General features: G+C 67.3%; 16 protein-coding genes. 10 read left to right on the top strand and 6 right to left on the bottom strand.

From position 1 onward, the window contains the following. Position 1: 1 nt before the first annotated feature. Complete coding sequence (gene gatB, locus ACTPOI_RS03585) at positions 2-1,456, top strand: Asp-tRNA(Asn)/Glu-tRNA(Gln) amidotransferase subunit GatB (RefSeq protein ID WP_440106484.1); 1,455 nt, start codon at positions 2-4, stop codon at positions 1,454-1,456. A 244-nt stretch (positions 1,457-1,700) separates the two neighbouring features. Here the strand turns inward: gatB and ACTPOI_RS03580 are convergent, their stop codons facing one another. Both ACTPOI_RS03580 and pyrE read right to left on the bottom strand, forming a co-directional pair. Then, entirely contained in the window at positions 1,701-2,390 is a 690-nt protein-coding gene (locus tag ACTPOI_RS03580) for a DUF4124 domain-containing protein (RefSeq protein WP_440106482.1), read from the bottom strand. A 5-nt stretch (positions 2,391-2,395) separates the two neighbouring features. Then, positions 2,396-3,094 (bottom strand): orotate phosphoribosyltransferase, encoded by a 699-nt coding sequence (pyrE, locus tag ACTPOI_RS03575; protein WP_440106480.1) that lies wholly within the window; start codon positions 3,092-3,094, stop codon positions 2,396-2,398. Between the two features lie 10 nt (positions 3,095-3,104). Here pyrE and ACTPOI_RS03570 point away from each other — a divergent pair, with 10 nt between their 5' ends. The 4 genes from ACTPOI_RS03570 to ACTPOI_RS03555 all read left to right on the top strand — a co-directional run bounded on the left by ACTPOI_RS03570 (position 3,105) and on the right by ACTPOI_RS03555 (position 7,636). Continuing rightward, entirely contained in the window at positions 3,105-3,908 is an 804-nt protein-coding gene (locus ACTPOI_RS03570) for an exodeoxyribonuclease III (RefSeq protein ID WP_440106478.1), read from the top strand. A gap of 24 nt (positions 3,909-3,932) precedes the next feature. Then, positions 3,933-5,879, top strand: a complete 1,947-nt coding sequence (locus ACTPOI_RS03565) for a GspE/PulE family protein (RefSeq protein WP_440106476.1) — start codon at positions 3,933-3,935, stop codon at positions 5,877-5,879. Between the two features lie 145 nt (positions 5,880-6,024). Continuing rightward, on the top strand, positions 6,025-6,663 hold the full coding sequence (locus ACTPOI_RS03560) for an MBL fold metallo-hydrolase (RefSeq protein ID WP_440106474.1): 639 nt from the start codon (positions 6,025-6,027) through the stop codon (positions 6,661-6,663). Between the two features lie 310 nt (positions 6,664-6,973). Beyond that, positions 6,974-7,636, top strand: a complete 663-nt coding sequence (locus ACTPOI_RS03555) for an ORF6N domain-containing protein (protein ID WP_440106472.1) — start codon at positions 6,974-6,976, stop codon at positions 7,634-7,636. 106 nt (positions 7,637-7,742) lie between these two features. Here the strand turns inward: ACTPOI_RS03555 and ACTPOI_RS03550 are convergent, their stop codons facing one another. The 3 genes from ACTPOI_RS03550 to ACTPOI_RS03540 all read right to left on the bottom strand — a co-directional run bounded on the left by ACTPOI_RS03550 (position 7,743) and on the right by ACTPOI_RS03540 (position 10,664). After that, complete coding sequence (locus ACTPOI_RS03550) at positions 7,743-8,072, bottom strand: Imm58 family immunity protein (protein WP_440106470.1); 330 nt, start codon at positions 8,070-8,072, stop codon at positions 7,743-7,745. A 9-nt stretch (positions 8,073-8,081) separates the two neighbouring features. Beyond that, positions 8,082-9,620, bottom strand: a complete 1,539-nt coding sequence (locus ACTPOI_RS03545) for an RHS repeat-associated core domain-containing protein (RefSeq protein ID WP_440106468.1) — start codon at positions 9,618-9,620, stop codon at positions 8,082-8,084. A 165-nt stretch (positions 9,621-9,785) separates the two neighbouring features. Beyond that, complete coding sequence (locus ACTPOI_RS03540) at positions 9,786-10,664, bottom strand: M48 family metallopeptidase (protein ID WP_440106466.1); 879 nt, start codon at positions 10,662-10,664, stop codon at positions 9,786-9,788. A 192-nt stretch (positions 10,665-10,856) separates the two neighbouring features. Between ACTPOI_RS03540 and ACTPOI_RS03535 the strand changes: the two genes are divergently transcribed. The 3 genes from ACTPOI_RS03535 to ACTPOI_RS03525 all read left to right on the top strand — a co-directional run bounded on the left by ACTPOI_RS03535 (position 10,857) and on the right by ACTPOI_RS03525 (position 14,545). Next, positions 10,857-12,233, top strand: a complete 1,377-nt coding sequence (locus ACTPOI_RS03535; RefSeq protein ID WP_440106464.1) for an AmpG family muropeptide MFS transporter — start codon at positions 10,857-10,859, stop codon at positions 12,231-12,233. 161 nt (positions 12,234-12,394) lie between these two features. Beyond that, complete coding sequence (locus ACTPOI_RS03530; RefSeq protein WP_440106462.1) at positions 12,395-13,120, top strand: response regulator; 726 nt, start codon at positions 12,395-12,397, stop codon at positions 13,118-13,120. A gap of 150 nt (positions 13,121-13,270) precedes the next feature. Further along, a complete protein-coding gene (locus ACTPOI_RS03525) occupies positions 13,271-14,545 on the top strand; it encodes a HAMP domain-containing sensor histidine kinase (protein WP_440106460.1) in 1,275 nt (424 codons plus the stop codon). On the opposite strand, the gene ACTPOI_RS03520 is transcribed toward ACTPOI_RS03525, so the two are convergent. Continuing rightward, complete coding sequence (locus ACTPOI_RS03520) at positions 14,520-15,761, bottom strand: YbfB/YjiJ family MFS transporter (protein ID WP_440106458.1); 1,242 nt, start codon at positions 15,759-15,761, stop codon at positions 14,520-14,522. The two genes, ACTPOI_RS03525 and ACTPOI_RS03520, sit on opposite strands and share 26 nt — an antisense overlap. A gap of 89 nt (positions 15,762-15,850) precedes the next feature. Between ACTPOI_RS03520 and ACTPOI_RS03515 the strand changes: the two genes are divergently transcribed. Next, positions 15,851-16,726: a LysR substrate-binding domain-containing protein gene (locus ACTPOI_RS03515; protein WP_440106456.1), complete on the top strand. Its 876-nt coding sequence runs from the start codon at positions 15,851-15,853 to the stop codon at positions 16,724-16,726. A gap of 63 nt (positions 16,727-16,789) precedes the next feature. After that, the gene (locus tag ACTPOI_RS03510; protein ID WP_440106454.1) at positions 16,790-17,899 is read left to right on the top strand and encodes an NAD(P)H-dependent flavin oxidoreductase; all 1,110 of its coding nucleotides are present in this window, start codon (positions 16,790-16,792) and stop codon (positions 17,897-17,899) included. Positions 17,900-17,923: the final 24 nt, after the last annotated feature.

The following is a 17,923-nucleotide window of genomic DNA, read 5'->3' as shown; positions in this document are numbered from 1 at the left end:
CATGACGACGACCAGCAAATTGATCCACGGCTACGAAGTCGTCATCGGCTTCGAGACCCACGCCCAGCTTGCCACGCAGAGCAAGATCTTCAGCCGCGCGCCGATTGCGTTTGGCGCCGAGCCCAACACCCAGGCCTGCGCGGTGGACCTTGCCCTGCCCGGCACACTGCCGGTGATGAACCGCGAGGCGGTGGCCTGCGCTATCCGCCTCGGCCTGGCCCTTGGTTCCCACATTGCGCCCGTGAGCATTTTTGCCCGCAAGAACTACTTCTACCCCGACCTGCCCAAGGGCTACCAGATCAGCCAGTTCGAGATCCCGGTGGTGCAGGGTGGCGAGGTCGAGTTCTTTCTGGGTGATGAAAAGAAAACCGTGCGCCTGGTGCGCGCCCACCTGGAAGAAGACGCCGGCAAGTCGCTGCATGAAGACTTCATCGGCCAAAGCGGCATCGACCTGAACCGCGCAGGCACGCCGCTGCTGGAGATCGTGACCGAGCCCGACATGCGCAGCAGCGAAGAAGCCGTAGCCTACGCCCGCGAGCTGCACAAGATCGTGACCTGGATCGGCATCTGCGACGGCAACATGCAGGAGGGATCTTTCCGCTGCGACGCCAACGTCTCCGTGCGCAAGCCCGGCGGCCCCTTGGGCACGCGCCGCGAGATCAAGAACCTGAACTCGTTCAAGTTCATGCAGCAGGCTATCGACTACGAAATCCGCTGGCAGATCGACCAGATCGAGGATGGCCACGCCATCCAGCAGGCCACCGTGCTGTTCGACCCCGACACGGGCGAAACCCGCGCCATGCGCACCAAGGAAGACGCGGCAGACTACCGCTACTTTCCCGATCCGGACCTGCCGCCGCTACATATTTCAGAGCAGTGGGTGCAGACTGAACGTGCGCTCATGGCCGAATTGCCTCGCAGCATGGCTGCGCGCTTCGTCGCCGACTACGGGCTGCCCGAATACGACGCCACCACGCTCACGCAGAGCAAGGCCATGGCGGCCTACTTTGAGGCAGCAGCCAAGGCGTGCGGCCAGCCCAAGCTGGCGAGCAACTGGATCATGGGCGAGGTATCGCGCCGCCTGAACACCAGCGAAGCGGGGATTGAGGCCGCACCGGTGACGGCCGTGCAGCTGGCCGCGCTGATTGGCCGCATCGCCGACGGCACCATCTCCAACAACGCCGCCAAGCAGGTGTTTGATGCGCTGTGGACCGGCGAGTCGGCCGATGTGGACGCCGTCATCGAGGCCAAGGGCCTCAAGCAGATGAACGACACCGGCGCGCTGGAGAAGATCATCGACGAGGTGATTGCCGCCAATGCCGACAACGTGGCGCAGTTCCGTGCGGGCAAGGACAAGGCCTTCAACGCGCTGGTAGGCCAGATCATGAAGGCCAGCAAGGGCAAGGCCAATCCGCAGCAGGTCAACGATCTGCTGCGTGCCAAGCTGGCGGGCTGACCGCTGCAAGCCCATCCCGAAACGGGTGGCGCAGATCACGGGGAGGGCCGGCTTTTGCCGGCCCTTCTTTTTCGGGGGTTCAGCACGGCACCGACCTGGCTGGTTCGCGCACAGAGTGTGCAGCAGTTGCTGATGCGTGCGCTGGGGTGATCGGCGCCGCGCGCGATTTGCCTTGTTGATGCCTCGTGCCCGCCAGCCCTTCAGCGGACCTTGCCGGCGCCGCCGGCCAGGGTGATCGGCCGGCTCAGCGGGTAGCCGCCGCTGCAGGCACTGCGTCAGTACCCGTCACCGGTGCGCGCTGCGCGTCCCACAGCCTGCGCAGCTGCGCCAGTTCGGCATCAAACCGCTGGTGCACACGGCGCTTTTCCTGGTCTTGCCCGGCTAGGAACTTCTGCTGCTCGGCAATGCTGTCTTCGTTCTCGGCAATCCGGCGGCGCAGCGTCATCGGCGCCTTGTTGGGGTCCTTCTTGTAGAACTCCATCTCGGTGTCGAAGGTCTTGCGCTGCTCGCGCAGCTCGGCGATGCGCTTTTCAGCCGTGGCGGTCACGTCGTCCACCATGGCAATGGCGGCGGCGCGTTCGACATCGTGGGTGGCCTTGTCCGGGTAGCGGGCCGTCAGCACCCGCTCGCGCCGACGTTCCTCGACCTGGCGGGAGCGTTCTTCGGCCTCCTTGCGGCGCTGGGCTTCGACAGCCGCACGTTCCTGTTCGGTGAGCGAAGGGCCGATCTGCCGGCGCACGATGCCCGTGGGACCCAGTTCGCGCTGCTCGCGGTCCAGGCACTCGGGAATGGGCCGGTCGGCAGTGAGCTTGCGACCGTTGCGGTCGATGCAGGTGTAGATGCTGCCGCCCGCGGCCTGGGCGTGGGCAAGCCCGGTGACACACACCACCACCGCTGCCAGTATCCCGCCCCTGACCCAGTCCTGATTGCTCAAACGACCTACCTTTCGTCAACCCCGTACCGCTGGCGGTACGCCAGCACTTTTTCGTGGTGGGAGCGCATCCCCTCTTCCCCATTGTGGGAGAGGTACAGCAATAAGTCTGCCAGGCGCGCAATGGCACACACCTGCATGCCCAGCTGCTGGCGCACGTACTGCACTGCGCTGTGCTCCACGTCCTGGCCATTCTCGGTGGCTTTTTCCTGGCGGTCCAGCGCAATGGCCACCGCATGCGGGGTGGCACCGGCAGCGCGGATGATGGCGATCGACTCGCGCGCGGCGGTGCCGGCCGACATCACGTCGTCGATGATGAGCACCCGGCCCTTGAGCGGCGCACCCACCAGGGTGCCGCCTTCGCCGTGGTCCTTGGCTTCCTTGCGGTTGTAGGCAAACGGCACGTTGCGACCCAGGCGCGCCAGCTCCACCGCCACCGTGGCCGCCAGCGGAATGCCCTTGTAGGCGGGGCCGAAAACCATGTCGAATTCGATGCCGCTGGCCAGCAGGGCTTTTGCATAAAATTCGGCCAGCCGTCCCAGCTTGAGGCCGTCGTCGAACAGGCCCGCGTTGAAGAAATACGGGCTCATGCGGCCCGCCTTGGTCTTGAACTCGCCGAATCGCAGCACGCCCGATTCAACGGCAAAACCCACAAATTCCTGCGCCAGCTGGTTCTGCTCAGTGGCTTGCGCGACACCATCCACCATGGGGACATCCTTGTTCAAATTAACCAGCCTCAATCTCAATGGCATCCGCTCGGCCACCAGCAAAGGCGTGGAAAGCTGGATGGCAGCCACGCGGCCGGATTGTATTTGCGTGCAGGAGATCAAGGCCCAGGCGGCAGACATGGCAGACCGCTTTGAGCGCTTGGCCGGGCTGCAGGGGCACTTTCACTTTGCCGAGAAAAAGGGCTACTCGGGCGTGGGCGTCTACACACGGCATATCCCCTCGGACGTGATCGTGGGCTTCGGCTCGGCCGAGTTCGATGCCGAGGGCCGCTATGTGGAACTGCGCTTTGACACGCCCGCGCGCAAGCTCTCGATCATCAGTGCGTACTTCCCCAGCGGTTCTTCTGGCGAAGAGCGGCAGCAGGCCAAATTCCGCTTTCTGGCAGAGATGCACCCGCACCTGATGCGGCTGAAGGCAGAGCGCGAATTCATCCTGTGCGGCGACATCAACATCGCACACCAGCAGATCGATCTGAAAAACTGGCGCAGCAACCAGAAAAACAGTGGCTTTTTGCCGGAAGAACGGGCCTGGATGACAAAGTTGTTGCACACAACTGATGAAGGCGGAGGCATGATGGATGTTTACCGCCTGTTACAACCCACGGCTACCGACACCGCCTACACCTGGTGGAGCAACCGCGGCCAGGCCTACGCCAACAACGTGGGCTGGCGCCTGGACTACCACCTGGCCACACCGGCGCTGGCGGCCCTGGCGCGCACAGAGTCCATCTACAAGGGCGAGAAGTTCTCAGACCACGCACCCATTACCGTGGAGTACGACCTGAGCTTCTGAGCCGCACTGCCAGCCACGTTCCGAATGCTCTCCGCTTCTGCTTCAGCCCCGACCCTCGTCCCCGCACCAGCTTCAGCGGCCCCGCTCAGCCCGGCGCCCCACACCTTCCGTCCCGCCAGTGCCGATGACCTGTGGCGGCAGCTGTCCACTCCCCACGCAGGAGCCGGCGGCGCGCGCCACCTGGGCGAGGCGCTGGTCCATGCGGGTCTGCTGTCGGTCGATTCGCTCGCACAAGGATTGCAGGCGCAGCAGCATGAACGCAAGACCGGGCGGCACCGCCCTATCGGGCAGGTCCTGGTGGACCGCGGCGCATTGACGCAAGAGCAGCTTCGCGGCGTGATCGCCTCCTGGCTGGGCGAATACGCCATCCACCCCGGCGACATTGCCCCCGAGCCGGCGGCCCTGGCGCTCATTCCGCGCAGCGTGGCCGAACGCGAATCGGTGTTGCCGCTGCTGGCCCGCGACGACGCACTGGTGCTGCTGATGGCCGATCCGTGGGACAAGATGCTGGCCGATGAAATGCGCTTTCTGACCCAGCGGCGCATCGTGCCGGTGCAGGCCGCGCCGGGTACGCTGGCTCCGGCCATCCAGCGTGCATACCGGGGCGGGGCCGATGCCAGGGGCACGGCAGCACCGGGCGCGCGGCCCACCTCGCAAGAGCTGGTGTCCAACCTGGCCAGCGCCCTGCCCGAGGCCAATTCCGAACACGCCGACGTGATCAGCGAATCGGACAACACGCTGGTGCGGCTCATCAACTCGCTGATCGACGAGGCCATCAGCCACCGCGCCTCCGACATCCACATCGAGACCGAGCCCGCGCCGAAGAACGTGCGCGTGCGCCTGCGCATCGATGGCGACCTCACGCCTTACCTGGAACTGCCCGCGCGCTACCGCTTTGCAATGGTGGCGCGCATCAAGATCATGGCGGGCATGGACATTTCCGAGCACCGAAAGCCCCAGGACGGCAAGATCGACTTTGCGCGCTTTGGCGGCCCGCCGGTAGAACTGCGCGTGGTCACGGTGCCCACCTCTCGCGGACTCGAAGACGTGGTGCTGCGGCTGCTGGCGGGCGCCAAGCCCCTGCCGCTCGACGGCATCGGCCTGAGCGCGGCCAACCTGACCACCCTGCGCGCAGTGGTGCAAAAGAGCTACGGCCTGGTGCTGGTGTGCGGCCCCACGGGCTGCGGCAAGACCACCACGCTGCACTCGGTGATCAGCGACATCAACACCGCCGGCCGCAAGATCTGGACAGCCGAAGACCCCATCGAGATCACGCAGGAGGGCCTGCGCCAGGTGCAGGTGAATCCGCGCATCGGCTGGACCTTTGCAGCGGCCATGCGCACCTTTTTGCGCGCCGACCCTGACGTGGTGATGATCGGCGAGATGCGCGATGAGGAAACCGCCCGCATCGCCATCGAGGCCTCGCTCACGGGGCACCTGGTGCTTTCTACCCTGCACACCAACTCGGCGCCCGAGAGCATTGCGCGGCTGCTGGAGATCGGGCTGGACCCGTTCAACTTCTCCGATTCGCTGCTGGCCATCCTGGCGCAGCGGCTGGTGCGGCGGCTGTGCAGCACCTGCCGCACGGCCACTGTGGCCGACGAGGGCACCCTGATGGAGCTGGCCTCGCAGTACCTGGAAAGCGGCGCGCACAACACCGCCGACCTGCAGGCCGCCCAGGTGCAGCGCTGGCGCCAGGCCCATGGCGACGCCGAAGGCCGGGTACGCCTGTGGCGCCACGCGGGCTGCCCGGCCTGCGACGGCCTGGGCTACCGCGGCCGCCTGGGCATCCACGAGCTGATGATGAGCGACGATCCGATCCGCCAGGCTATCCGCCACCGCGCGCCCGCGTCCGAAGTGCGCCACCTGGCACTGAACGCCGGCATGCGCACCCTCCGCCAGGACGGCATCGAGAAGGTGCTGCAAGGCCTGACCGACATGGCCCAGGTGACCGCCGCCACGAATCTGTGACGTGCCTGGGCAGCGCGCTGCGCCAGGCGCCATGCGCGCTGGCAACGCAGCCCGGTGCAGGGGCCTGAAGGGCCGCTGCGCGACCCGGTGCGCCCAGGCGCCAAAATACGCACGCTGTTCCCTCTTTTTATCCCCTGCCCGCCGCATGCTCCGCTACCTCACCGTCCCCGTCACCGCCTTCCAGCAGAACTGCTCCATCGTCTGGTGCGACGCCACGAACCAGGCCGCCATCGTGGACCCGGGCGGCGACCTGGACACCCTGCTGGCCGAGATCGCGCGGCTGAACCTCACGCTCGAACAGATCTGGCTGACCCACGCCCACATCGACCATGCGGGCGGCACCGGCGAGCTGGCACAGCGCCTGTCGCTACCCATCATCGGCCCGCACCCCGGCGACCAGTTCTGGATTGACGGCCTGCCCCAGCAGAGCGCGATGTTCGGGTTTCCGCCCGCGCAGCACTTCACGCCCACGCGCTGGCTGGCCGATGGCGACACGGTGCAGATCGGCCACGAGACGCTGAACGTGCGCCACTGCCCCGGCCACACGCCCGGCCATGTGGTGTTCCATGCGCCGCAGATCGACCGCGCGTTTGTGGGCGACGTGCTGTTTGCCGGCAGCATCGGCCGCACCGACTTCCCGCAGGGCAACCACCAGGACCTGATCGACAGCATCACGCAGCGCCTGTGGCCCATGGGCGACCAGACCGTGTTCATCCCGGGCCACGGCCCCGAGAGCACGTTCGGGCGTGAGCGCCAGAGCAACCCGTACGTGGGCGGGACCTGACGAGGCGCAGCGGCTGCCCTGCGCCGCATGGCGCCGCGGCGGCAGATGCAGCGGCCCACGCCGTTGATCAGCCCATAGCGAGCGCTTTTCAGGTTTTTTGAGCCTTTTTGGCTCCAGGCGGATGTTTCATATGCCTTAGCAGCTATTGAAATAATAGCAACGACAAGGCGGCTGCCAGGAATACCCCGGCCAGGCGCGGGCCCACCCCGAAGTGGCAGCAGCAGATGGAGCAGATCGCCACGCTGCCGCGTGCCAAGCAGCAGGTGGTCATGCAGATGCTCGACGGCCTGCTGGCCGGGAGCGCTGCAGCATGAGCAACCCCTCGGCGCCTCCTTCATCCTCTTCGCTGCTGCCGCTGGAGCTGGTGACCCACCGGGTCAAGGTGCTGCGCGGTCAGCGGGTCATCATGGACGCCGATCTGGCCGCCCTCTATGGAGTAGAGACCAAGCGTTTCAATGAGGCTGTCAAGCGCAATGCCGAGAAGTTTCCAGCGGATTTCATGTTCCAGCTCACCGCCGAGGAGTTCGCGGCTTTGAGGTCGCAATTTGCGACCTCAAACGAGGACGACACGCAAACCGCCCCTGGGCGCGGTGGCAGGCGATACGCGCCACGGGTGTTCACCGAGCATGGCGCGTTGATGGCTGCCACGATTCTCAACAGCCCGCGTGCGGTGGAGGTGTCGATTTACGTGGTAAGGGCTTTTGTGCAGCTTCGCGAGTTGGCCAATACCCACCAGGGCCTGGCCAAGCGGCTGAATGCGCTGGAGGAGAAGACCGAGGCGCTGGCCATGTCACATGACACCTTCAGCCGCAATACGCGCAATCAGCTCAAGCAGATTTTTGAGGCGCTGCGGGAGTTGGCTGCACCAGCTGAGCCACCGCCGCTGCCCAAGCGGCCTATCGGGTTCATCACGCCTGAGGACAAGAAGGACACGCCCAAGGGCAGTGCCAAGGCGAGGGGCAAGAAGGCGTAGCGCGCCACCGTTCAGCGGCTAAAAGAAGAAGCCACCCGAACCCCACAGCTTTAGCGGCTGGCTGGGGGGCGGGTGGCTTTTTGTTGAGCACGGCCCCAGTGAATTTTTAAGGCCTACCGACGCTCTTCAGCCGACCCTGCTCAAAGTTAAACCGGATCTCATCGAACCAAATTACCCCTTCTTCTTTCTTCACGACAATCCCCTCGTTCGGATGACGCGCAGCTTCAGCCTGAAGTTTTTCCAGAACGGCGCTTTCTGACATGCCGCTCCATGCAGCACCCAGCAATGTCTCAAAACGGTGGATTGAAGCATCGCTTGCGTCGGCGCTCTGCTTTACGTAGCTCAGCGTTACTGAGCGGTCAATCCACAAATATGCAAATGCTGTGCAACCCGCTAGAGCAGCAATCAATGCTCCCGTCGTCAGTGTCATTTTCATTCGTATCTCCTAACGCCCAGCACTGAAGGCACCTTTTGCGAACGTCCGGCATTGGTTAGCACCCCAAGGCTTCCAGTTGTATTTGGGACGACTCTGGTTGTTAGCAACGCTCATTGCATATTCATAGACCTTTTTCTCGTCTACATCCGCGTCGCAAGTGAGTTCAGCCCTCGTGTTTTTGCCGGACTTCTTAGCAAGCGCCTTCCTGAGCACTTCCATCGACTGGGGCGTCGGTTGGCCGTCTTTTCCGATGACAAGATTAGGCACACCCATGCGCCGAACATTGCCATCGTCAGCGGGTAACTGTGCGCCTATGACTCCTGGGCTATTCGGGCTGTACCGCCCGTATTCGTAGTACTGCGTCACGCCTGCCGAGTCGTATCCCAAAACGCCTCCGTGTCCACCCAGCCAAGTGCTGGTCATTCCGTCGGCATACTCAATAGGGTAGTCCGGGAACAGCACGACACAAGCAGCCAGGCCCTCCGGATCGACGAATGAGAGTGGATTCCCATCCACATAGGCAAACCGATTCCACCCTCCATCAAGCCCAATCGGGTCTGATTGGATGTACCGCCCCGTCTGCGGGTCATAGTACCGGTTCAGGTTGTAGCTCAGCCTTGTTTCCTCATCCCACTGCTGCCCCGGGTAGCGCAGGTTGAACGTGACTGCCTCGCTGTACACCCGGCTGTTGTCAATGCCGCTGAGGGCATAGCCCTTGGTGCCCAGCGTGGGCTGCACTTCCCCAAACCCGGTGACGAGCCACTGCCAGGCCACCTGGCCCTGGGCGTTGGTCAGGCGCCGGGGCGTGTTCAGGTGGTCGGTGTGGATGGCGTACGCCCGGCCGTTGATGTGCGCTGCGATCGGCATCGGCCCGCCCGGGGTGGGCAGGTAGATGACTTCGGTGCTGTCCATCTCGCCCGTGGGGGCGGCGCTGGTGGTGCTCCTGCGGTTGCCGTACACACCGAGCACGGTGGAGCCGATGTCGTCGTCTACATAGACGGTGTGCTCTGTGGCCGGGGTGGTGGTGGACAGGCGGGCGTCGCGTTTGAACACGCGCTGGCTGGCGCTGGTGTAGGTGTAGTCCACGGCCTGGGCGATCTGGGCGTTGCTGTTGAGGCTGGCCCGGGCAATGCGGCCCTGGGGGCTGTAGTGCAGGTAGGTGTCTCCCATGCGGGTGATGGCCCCACCGGTATCGAGCGTGAACGCTACTGTGCTGACCTGGCCGGTGGTGCTGCCCGGCAGGGTGTCGGTCTGGGTGTAGCCGGTGACGCGGTTGGTGCCTGCGCTGGCCTGCACATCGCGCCGCACGGTGGTGGTGCCACCCCCGGTGGTGATGCTGTAGAAGGCCTGGGTGCGGTTGCCGTTGGCGTCGTAGGCGTAGCCCATGCTGTTGGGGCCGATGATGTCGCTCAGGCTCCAGCCCGAGGGCAGGGCCTGGGCGGGGGTGGCGCTGTGGGCGCTGGCGGTGAGCCGGCCGGTGCGGTCATAGGTATAGGCGCTGGCGATGCCGGTTTGCTGGGCCACCGTGGTGCTGCTGGTGGGCAGCATGTGCTGCTGGGTGATGCGGCTGACGCGGCCTGCGCTGTCTCATGAAACCGTCCTGCCGCCAGCCCCGCATGGCCTTCAGACACGCTCAGGGATAAAAATTGGGTCGAGATGGGCTGTAGCGGTTTCAGCATCGTCCCTGACAGCTATCTTTTTAATAGCAAATGATCAGCCCGGCTTACCCGCAGCAGGCCGCTGTGCCGCTTCGTACAGCCGCTGCACCTTGGGCACGTTCTGCTCCAGCTCCTTGATGCGCGCGGGGCCTGAGGGGTGGGTGGACAGGAACGCCAGCCCGTTTTGCTTGCTGCCGCTGGCCTTGCCCATCTTCTGCCACAGGGTCACCGCGGCCTGCGGGTTGTAGCCACCGCGCGCGGCCAGCTCCAGGCCCACCAGGTCGGCATCGCTCTCGTCCGACCGGCTGAACTGCAGGCTCAGCAGCTGCCCGCCCAGCCCGGCAGCTACGTTGCCCAGGTCACCCAGGCCCAGCAATTGGGAGCCCAGCCGCAGGGCCATGTTGGTGCCCTGCGTCTTGGCAATGCGCTCGCGCGCATGCTCGCGCAGGGCGTGCGCCATCTCGTGGCCCATGATCATGGCGGTCTCGTCGTCGGACAGCTTGAGCTGGTCGAGGATGCCGGTGTAGAAGGCGATCTTGCCACCGGGCATGCAGAACGCGTTGATCTGCTGGCTGCCAATGAGGTTCACCTCCCAGCGCCAGCCTGCGGCACGCTCGTTCCACGGGCCGGTGTGGGGGATCAGCCGCCTGGCGATGGCATGCAGGCGCTGCAGCTGCGGGTGGCTGTCGGGCGCCAGGGCGCGCTGGGCGCGGGCCTGCTCCAGCATCTGCCGGTACTGCTGCGCAGCGGATTTCTCCAGCGTTTCCGCCGGGATCAGCTTGCGCAGGCTGGAGGCCGAGCCCACATCCACCTGCGCCAGCGCCGGGCTCGTGGCCGCCGCGGCACCCGCAGCGCCCGCAGCCAGCAGGAAGCCCCGGCGCGAAGCCCAGGGCGACGAAGGAGCGACACGGGGTGTGGGGCAGAAAAGGCACATACCTGGTTCACCTGAAGGAATAATGGTCGAGGCTGGCGTACCGCCTTGAGCGCAGGGCGCCCTCGGTGTGCAGATGGTGCCGGTCCGCCCGGCTGCAAGGGACGACGCCCCGGCACAGGCTGGCGGCGGCCCACGGCCACCCGCTGAAGTGCCTCCAGCGTCAGCGATGATAGGCAAAACCCCCAGTCTTCCATGTCAGACACATCCACATCCCCCCACGCCGCTGCCGGAGCCCCCGCCCGCACCCCCTGGCTCCAGACCTTGCGGGTCTATCTGGAGCCGGCCAGCCTGCGCATGCTCACCCTGGGTTTTGCAGCCGGGCTGCCGCTGCTGCTGGTGCTGGGCACGCTGAGCTTTCGCCTGCGCGAAGCGGGCATCGACCGCAGCACCATCGGGTACCTGAGCTGGGTGGGGCTGGCCTACGCATTCAAGTGGGTGTGGGCGCCGCTGGTGGACCGCATGCCTATCCCGGTGATGACGCGGGTGATGGGGCGGCGGCGCAGCTGGCTGCTGCTGTCGCAGCTGGTCATCGTGGCGGGGCTGGTGGGCATGGCGCTGGCCGACCCGCGCATGACGCTGGGGCCCATCGTGTGGTGCGCACTGGCGGTGGCGTTTGGCTCGGCCACGCAGGACATCGCGCTCGATGCCTACCGCATCGAGTCGGCCGATGCCAACCACCAGGCCGCGCTGGCAGCCTCGTACCAGACGGGCTACCGGCTGGCGATGATCTGGGCCGGCGCGGGCGTGCTGTGGATTGCCGCACGGGCAGAGGCCGCCCCAGCCGTGGGACAGGCGCTGGCGCAGGGCGCGGCGGCCTACCAGAACGGAGCGTGGAAGGCGGCCTACCTGGCCATGGCCGCGTCGATGGCGGTGGGCATCATCACCGTGCTGTTCTCGCGCGAGCCGGTGCCCGTGGCACTGCCGCCTGCCAAGAATGCGGCCGAGTGGATTCGTGGCGCGGTCATCGACCCGTTTGCCGACTTTTTGCGCCGCTACGGCTGGCACGCGGCGCTCATCCTGGGGCTGATCGCCGTGTACCGCATCAGCGACGTGGTGATGGGCATCATGGCCAACCCGTTTTACGTGGACATGGGTTTCACCAAGGACGAGGTAGCGGCCGTTACCAAGGTGTATGGCGTGGTCATGACGCTGGTGGGCGCCTTTGTGGGTGGCGTGCTGTCGATGCGCTTTGGCGTGATGCGCATCCTGATGCTGGGCGCGGTGCTGAGCGCGGGCAGCAACCTGCTGTTTGCCTGGCTGGCCGGGCACGGGCACGACGTGACCGCGCTGATCGCCGTGGTGTCGGCCGACAACCTGGCCGGCGGCATTGCATCGGCGGCGTTCATTGCCTACCTGTCGGGCCTGACGAACGTGAGCTACTCGGCCACGCAGTACGCGCTGTTCAGCTCGATGATGCTGCTGCTGCCGAAGTTCATCGCCGGGTTCTCGGGGCAGTATGTCGATGCGTTTGGCTATGCGCACTTCTTCACGGCCACGGCGCTGCTGGGTGTGCCGGTGCTGGCGCTCGTGTGGCTAGCTTCCAGGGTCAAAACAGCCGGTAGCGCTTGATTCGATTGGACCTATCGCTATATTTTAGATAGCATTTATCTTACAGCCCGGTGCACCGGTTTACCTGAACTTTACGGGCACGACAACGCGGCGAGATACCGCGGGGCGAGCATCAGGGCCCGGGTGTGAATGCCGCAGCCCCGCTACTACACTGGTTTCCCATGAGCTCGCAACTGTTGATGATCGAAGACGATGCCCGCCTTGCGCAGATGGTGGGCGAGTACCTGGGCCAGTCGGGCCTGGTGGTCACGCACCGTGCCGACGGCAAGAGCGGGCTGGCCGAACTGCAGGGCGAAGGCGCCAGCCCCGTGCCCGACCTGGTCATCCTCGACCTGATGCTGCCGGACATGGACGGGCTGGAAGTGTGCCGCCGCATCCGGTCGCTGCAGGGGCCCGCGGCCCATGTGCCGGTGCTGATGCTCACCGCCAAGGGCGACCCGATGGACCGCATCATCGGCCTGGAGCTGGGCGCCGACGACTACCTGCCCAAGCCCTTTGAACCGCGCGAGCTGCTGGCGCGCATCCGCGCCATCCTGCGCCGCCGCACCGACCACAGCGGGTCGGGCGCGGCATCGGCCCAGCCGCTGCGCTTTGGCTCGCTGGAGATCGACCGCGACGCGCGCACCGTGACGGTGGGCGGGCAGAACGCTGACCTGACGTCCTACCAGTTCGACCTGCTGGTGGCCCTGGCCGAGCGCGCAGGCCGCGTGCTGACACGCGACCAGATCATGGAGGCCGTTCGCGGCCGCGAGCTGGAGGCGTTTGACCGCTCGATCGACGTGCACATGGGCCGCATTCGCGCTGCCATCGAGGCGGATGCGAAGAACCCGCGCCGCATCCTGACGGTGCGGGGGGTGGGGTATGTGTTCGCCAAGCAGCAGGACTGATGGATTCCCCCCTGAGTCGCTGCGCGCCTTCCCCCCAGAGGGGGACGCCGCCAGCGCGGCGGGGCGGCCCTTGCGCGGCGGCCGCTGGCCTGGGGCAGCGCGGGCGCAACCGTCGCGGCCACGCGTGTGCCACTGCGATGAACCCATAGCATGTCATTGACCAACCCGTTCTCGCGCCGTCTGTACCTGCGCATCTGGCTGGCCGTGGTGGGCGGCATGGCGGTACTGACGCTGGCCGTGGGCTGGGCATGGCGGATGGCCGAGGAGCAAAAAGCGCAGACCGCCCAACCGTTTGTGCCGCCCTCGCGCGAGATGGTGCTGCGCGATCCGTCCGGCACCGAGGTGCTGCGCGGGCTGTCCACGCGCCAGCCCAGCCAGCCGGGCGAGGGGGCGGAGTTCCAGATCGAGACCGAGGACGGGCGGGTGTTCAGCATGCAGATGGCGCCACGCGCACCACGCATGGACCGGGGCGACCGCCCCCTTCGACCCGGTGGGCCCGGCGGGCCTGGGAAACAGGGCGATGCTGCATTCTGGACGCGGCCTCCGTTCGGTTTCCTCTGGCTGCTGGGCATCGTCGGGGTTGCGGTGGCCATCGGCGTGTACCCCATCATCCGCCGCCTCACGCTGCGGCTGGAGGCGCTGCAGCGCAGCGTGCAGAAATTTGGCGAGGGCGACTTGTCGGTGCGCGTGCCCGAGGAAGGCCAGGACGAGGTGGCCGACCTGGCCCGGCAGTTCAACGCCGCCGCCGCGCGGGTCGAAACGCTGGTGAAGTCGCACAAGTCGCTGCTGGCCAATGCATCGCACGAGCTGCGCTCGCCGCTCACGCGCATCCGCATGGGGCTGGAACTGATGGGCGGGCAGCAGCCCTCGCCCGCCTTCCGCGAAGAGATCCTGCGCAACATTGCCGAGCTGGACCAGCTGGTGGACGAGATCCTGCTGGCCAGCCGGCTCGACGCCCGCGAGGCCGACGTGGGCACCGTGGAGTTGGTCGACCTGATCGGCCTGGCCGCCGAGGAATGCGCCCGCGTGGATGCAGACCTGGACGCCAGCTCCAGTGCCGACACCGTGGAGGTGCGCGGCGTGGCCAAGCTGCTGCGCCGGGCCATCCGCAACCTGCTGGAAAACGCCCGGCGCTACAGCACGGGCGACATCACGGTGGTGGTACGCCGCAGCCCCGGCCATGCCGAGGTGCGCGTGTACGACCGCGGCCCGGGTGTGCCCGCGGGCCAGCGCGAACGCATCTTTGAGCCGTTTTACCGGCTGCCGGGTGCCAGCGAGCGGTCGGGCGGCGTGGGGCTGGGGCTGTCGCTGGTGCGGTCCATCGCGGGCCGCCACAACGGCACGGTGCACTGCGAAGACCGCGAGGGCGGTGGCGCCTGTTTTGTGCTGCGCCTTCCGGTCAGCGCCGCCAGCGCCATGCCATGAAGGCATAGGCCGCACTGCCCAGCACCAGTACCGACAGCGCCACGCCCAAGGCCTGGTCAAACCCCTGCGCCGCCGAGGGCGCCCGCGCCAGCAGCGCCGCCGCCATGGGCGGGCCGGCAATCTGCCCCAGGCCATACAGCGCGGTCAGCAGCCCGGTAAAGCCCGCCGCAGCGCGCGGCCACTGGTGCCGCGCCTCCTGCAGCGCAAAGAAGGTGATGGCCGTGAAAGGCAGCCCCAGCAGCAGGCTGCCCAGCGCAAAACCGAACCGGTTGGGCAGCGCCAGGCTGAGCCCGATGGCAACCGCCTGCAGCAGGTAGGCCCCAGCCAGCAGCAACCGGCGGTCGCGCGCAGGCGCAATGCGGGTGGCCAGAAACGCCCCCAGCGCCACGCCCGCACCAAACATCGGCCAGAACAGGTCAGGCCACACGGACCCCGGCGGCAAGGCCGCACGCGCGATGACGGGCAGGAACGTGGCGGTGACGATGTAGCCCAGCCCCGCCAGCCCGTAGGCCGCGGCTAGCAGCATGCGCTCGGGTGCGCTGCGTGCTGCGGGCACGGCTGCCGTACCGACCCCGGTGGCACCGGCCGCGGGGGCATCACCACCGCGCAGCACCGGCCACGCCACCGCGGCCAGCAGTGCAGCCAGCGCGGCAAAGGTGGCCCAGCCCGCCGCGGCGCTCCAGCCGGCCGCCACCATGGCGCCTACGGGCAGCCCGGTCACCACAATGCCCAGCCCCGGCCCGCAGAAGATCAGCCCACCCAGCGCAGGCTTGCCCAGCTGCGCGAGGCGCGCCATGCACCAGTTGGCCGTGCCCAGAAATACCAGGCCGCTCGCCACGCCCGCCAGCAGGCGCAGCGCAGGCCATGCGCCGGGCACCGGCAGTGCCAGGAGCCCCGTGAGCACGGCCGTGGCCACCAGCCCGCCCCGGGCCAGCGCCGCATTGCCCGGCACCACGCGGGGCGCCCGCCGGGCCACCCAGGGCAGCGCCATGAACATCAGTGCGCCGACCAGGTAGCCCACGTAGTTGGCTGCGGCCAGCGTGCTGCCGGTGGGGATGTCCACCACGCCGTCGTGCAGCATCATGGGCAGCAGGGGCGTGAAGGCAAAACGGCCGATACCCATCGCCGCCGCCAGCGCAGCCATGCCCGCCAGCGCCACCTGCAGCGCAGATGCGCTGGCGTTGATCGCTGGGGGCTTCAAAGGGGATAGATCCATCGCGGGTAAGGGCACGGTGGCCGGGCAGGCAAGGTTGCCGGTATCATCTTAAACAAAGATCGTATTCTGTACATTCATCCTTTCTGCAGATGAACCCGCACACCCCGCCACTGGACCTCGCCGCGCTGGACATCTTTCGCACCGTGGCGGCCGAGGGCAGCGTCACGCGTGCAGCCGAGCGCCTGCAGCGCGTGCAGTCGAACGTGACCACCCGCGTGCAGCAACTGGAGGCCGATGTGGGCGTACCGCTGTTTCTGCGCGAGGGCAAGCGCATGACCCTGACGCCCGAGGGCCAGACGCTGCTGGGCTATGCCGACCGTTTGCTCGCCCTGGCCCATGAGGCGCGGCAGGCGCTGCGCCCCGGCATGCCCGCCGGCCGGCTGCGCCTGGGCTCGATGGAAAGCACCGCGGCCAGCCGCCTGCCGGCCCCGCTGGCACGGCTGCACCGGCAGCACCCGGGCGTGGCGCTGGAGCTGTCGACCGCGCCGACGCAGGAACTGGTCGAGCGCCTGCGCGCCCATGCGCTCGATGCCGTGCTGGTGGCATGGCCGCCCGGCCTGCCGCCCGACCCGGCCCTGGAAACACTGCCGGTGTTCACCGAAGAGCTTTTGCTGGTGCTGCCGGCTCGCCACCCCTTTGCCACGCATCCGGATGATGTGCAGCCAGGCACCCTGGCAGTGTTTGAGCCCGGCTGCACCTACCGCCGCATGGCGCAGGACTGGTTTGCAGCGCGCAGCCAGCCCATGCAGCCGCTGGAGCTGGGCTCGTACCACGCCATTCTGGCGAACGTGGCGGGCGGCGGCTGCGCGGGCGTGGTGCCGCGCTCGGTCCTCAAGCTTTCGCCGCAGGCGCGTCACCTCGCCGTGCAGCCCCTGGCCACCATCGACACGCTGCTGGCCTGGCGGCAGGGCTATCGGTCTGCCGCACTGGATGCCCTGCGCAACATGCTGTCCCCAGCCGGGTGAACCCGGCCCGCCCTCCGCCGGCTCGCACCTTCACTCACGCCCCCATCTTCAGGAGTCCTTCGCATGCCCGCCCCCAGCCTTCTCGCCGCGCTGTCGCTGCGCCTGCCCATCATCCAGGGCCCCATGACAGGGTCGGACACGCCAGCGCTGGCCGCTGCGGTGTCGGCGAGTGGCGGCCTGGGCATGCTGGGCTGCGGCATGCGGTCGCCCGATGCCATGGCCGAGGCTGCGGCCCAGGTGCGGCAATTGACCGACCGGCCTTTCGGCATGAACCTGTTTGTGCAGGACACCCCCGCACCGGATTCCGCCACAGTGGCTGCCGCGCTGGAGCGCCTGGCGCCGCTGTATGCCGAGTTCGGCATGACCTCTGCAGCACCTGCGCGCTGGTGTGAAGACTTCAACGCGCAACTGGATGCGCTCATCGCCTCCCGCCCGGCCGTGGCAAGCTTCACATTCGGCATCCTCACCGCTGCGCAGGTCGAGCGCCTGCACGCTGCGGGCTGCCATGTGATCGGCACGGCCACCACCGTGGCCGAGGCACTTGCGTGGGCCGATGTAGGCGCCGATGCCGTGTGCGCATCGGGCATGGAAGCCGGGGGCCACCGCGGCACGTTTCTGGCGGCTGGCGGCACGCCGGGCGCGCAGCCATCGCTGGCGGACTTTGCCGCTGCCATGGTGGGCACGCTGCCGCTGGTGGCGCAGTGCGTGGATGCTCTGGCTCCCCGCGGAATTCCGGTGGTGGCGGCTGGCGGCATCATGGACGGCCGCGGCATCGCCGCCGCCCAGGCGCTGGGTGCCGAAGCCGTGCAGATGGGCACGGCTTTCCTGGCATGTGATGAGTCGGGCATCAGCGCTGCGTACCGCGCCGCACTGCAGACCGCCACAGCCACCGATACGCGCACCACGGGCGCCCTCACCGGCCGCCCGGCCCGCGGCATCGTCAACACGCTGATGCAGCGCCTGCACCCCGACGAGGCGCATGTGCCTGCATACCCCGTACAGAACGCGCTGACGGGCGCCTTGCGAAAAGCTTGCGCCCAGGCGGGTCGCGCTGACTACCTGTCGCTGTGGGCGGGGCAAGGCGTTGCCGCCGTGCGGCCCATGCAGGCGGCGGCGCTGATGGCCGTGCTGGAGCGCGAGTGGCACGCGGCGCGGGCGGCAGTGGCCGGGTAAGCCGATTCGTGCCACGGGTTTCGC

This window comes from Acidovorax sp. BL-A-41-H1 (genome assembly GCF_051942715.1).
Note: the sequence above shows the minus strand (reverse complement) of the source record. Positions and strands in the feature narration are given on the sequence as shown.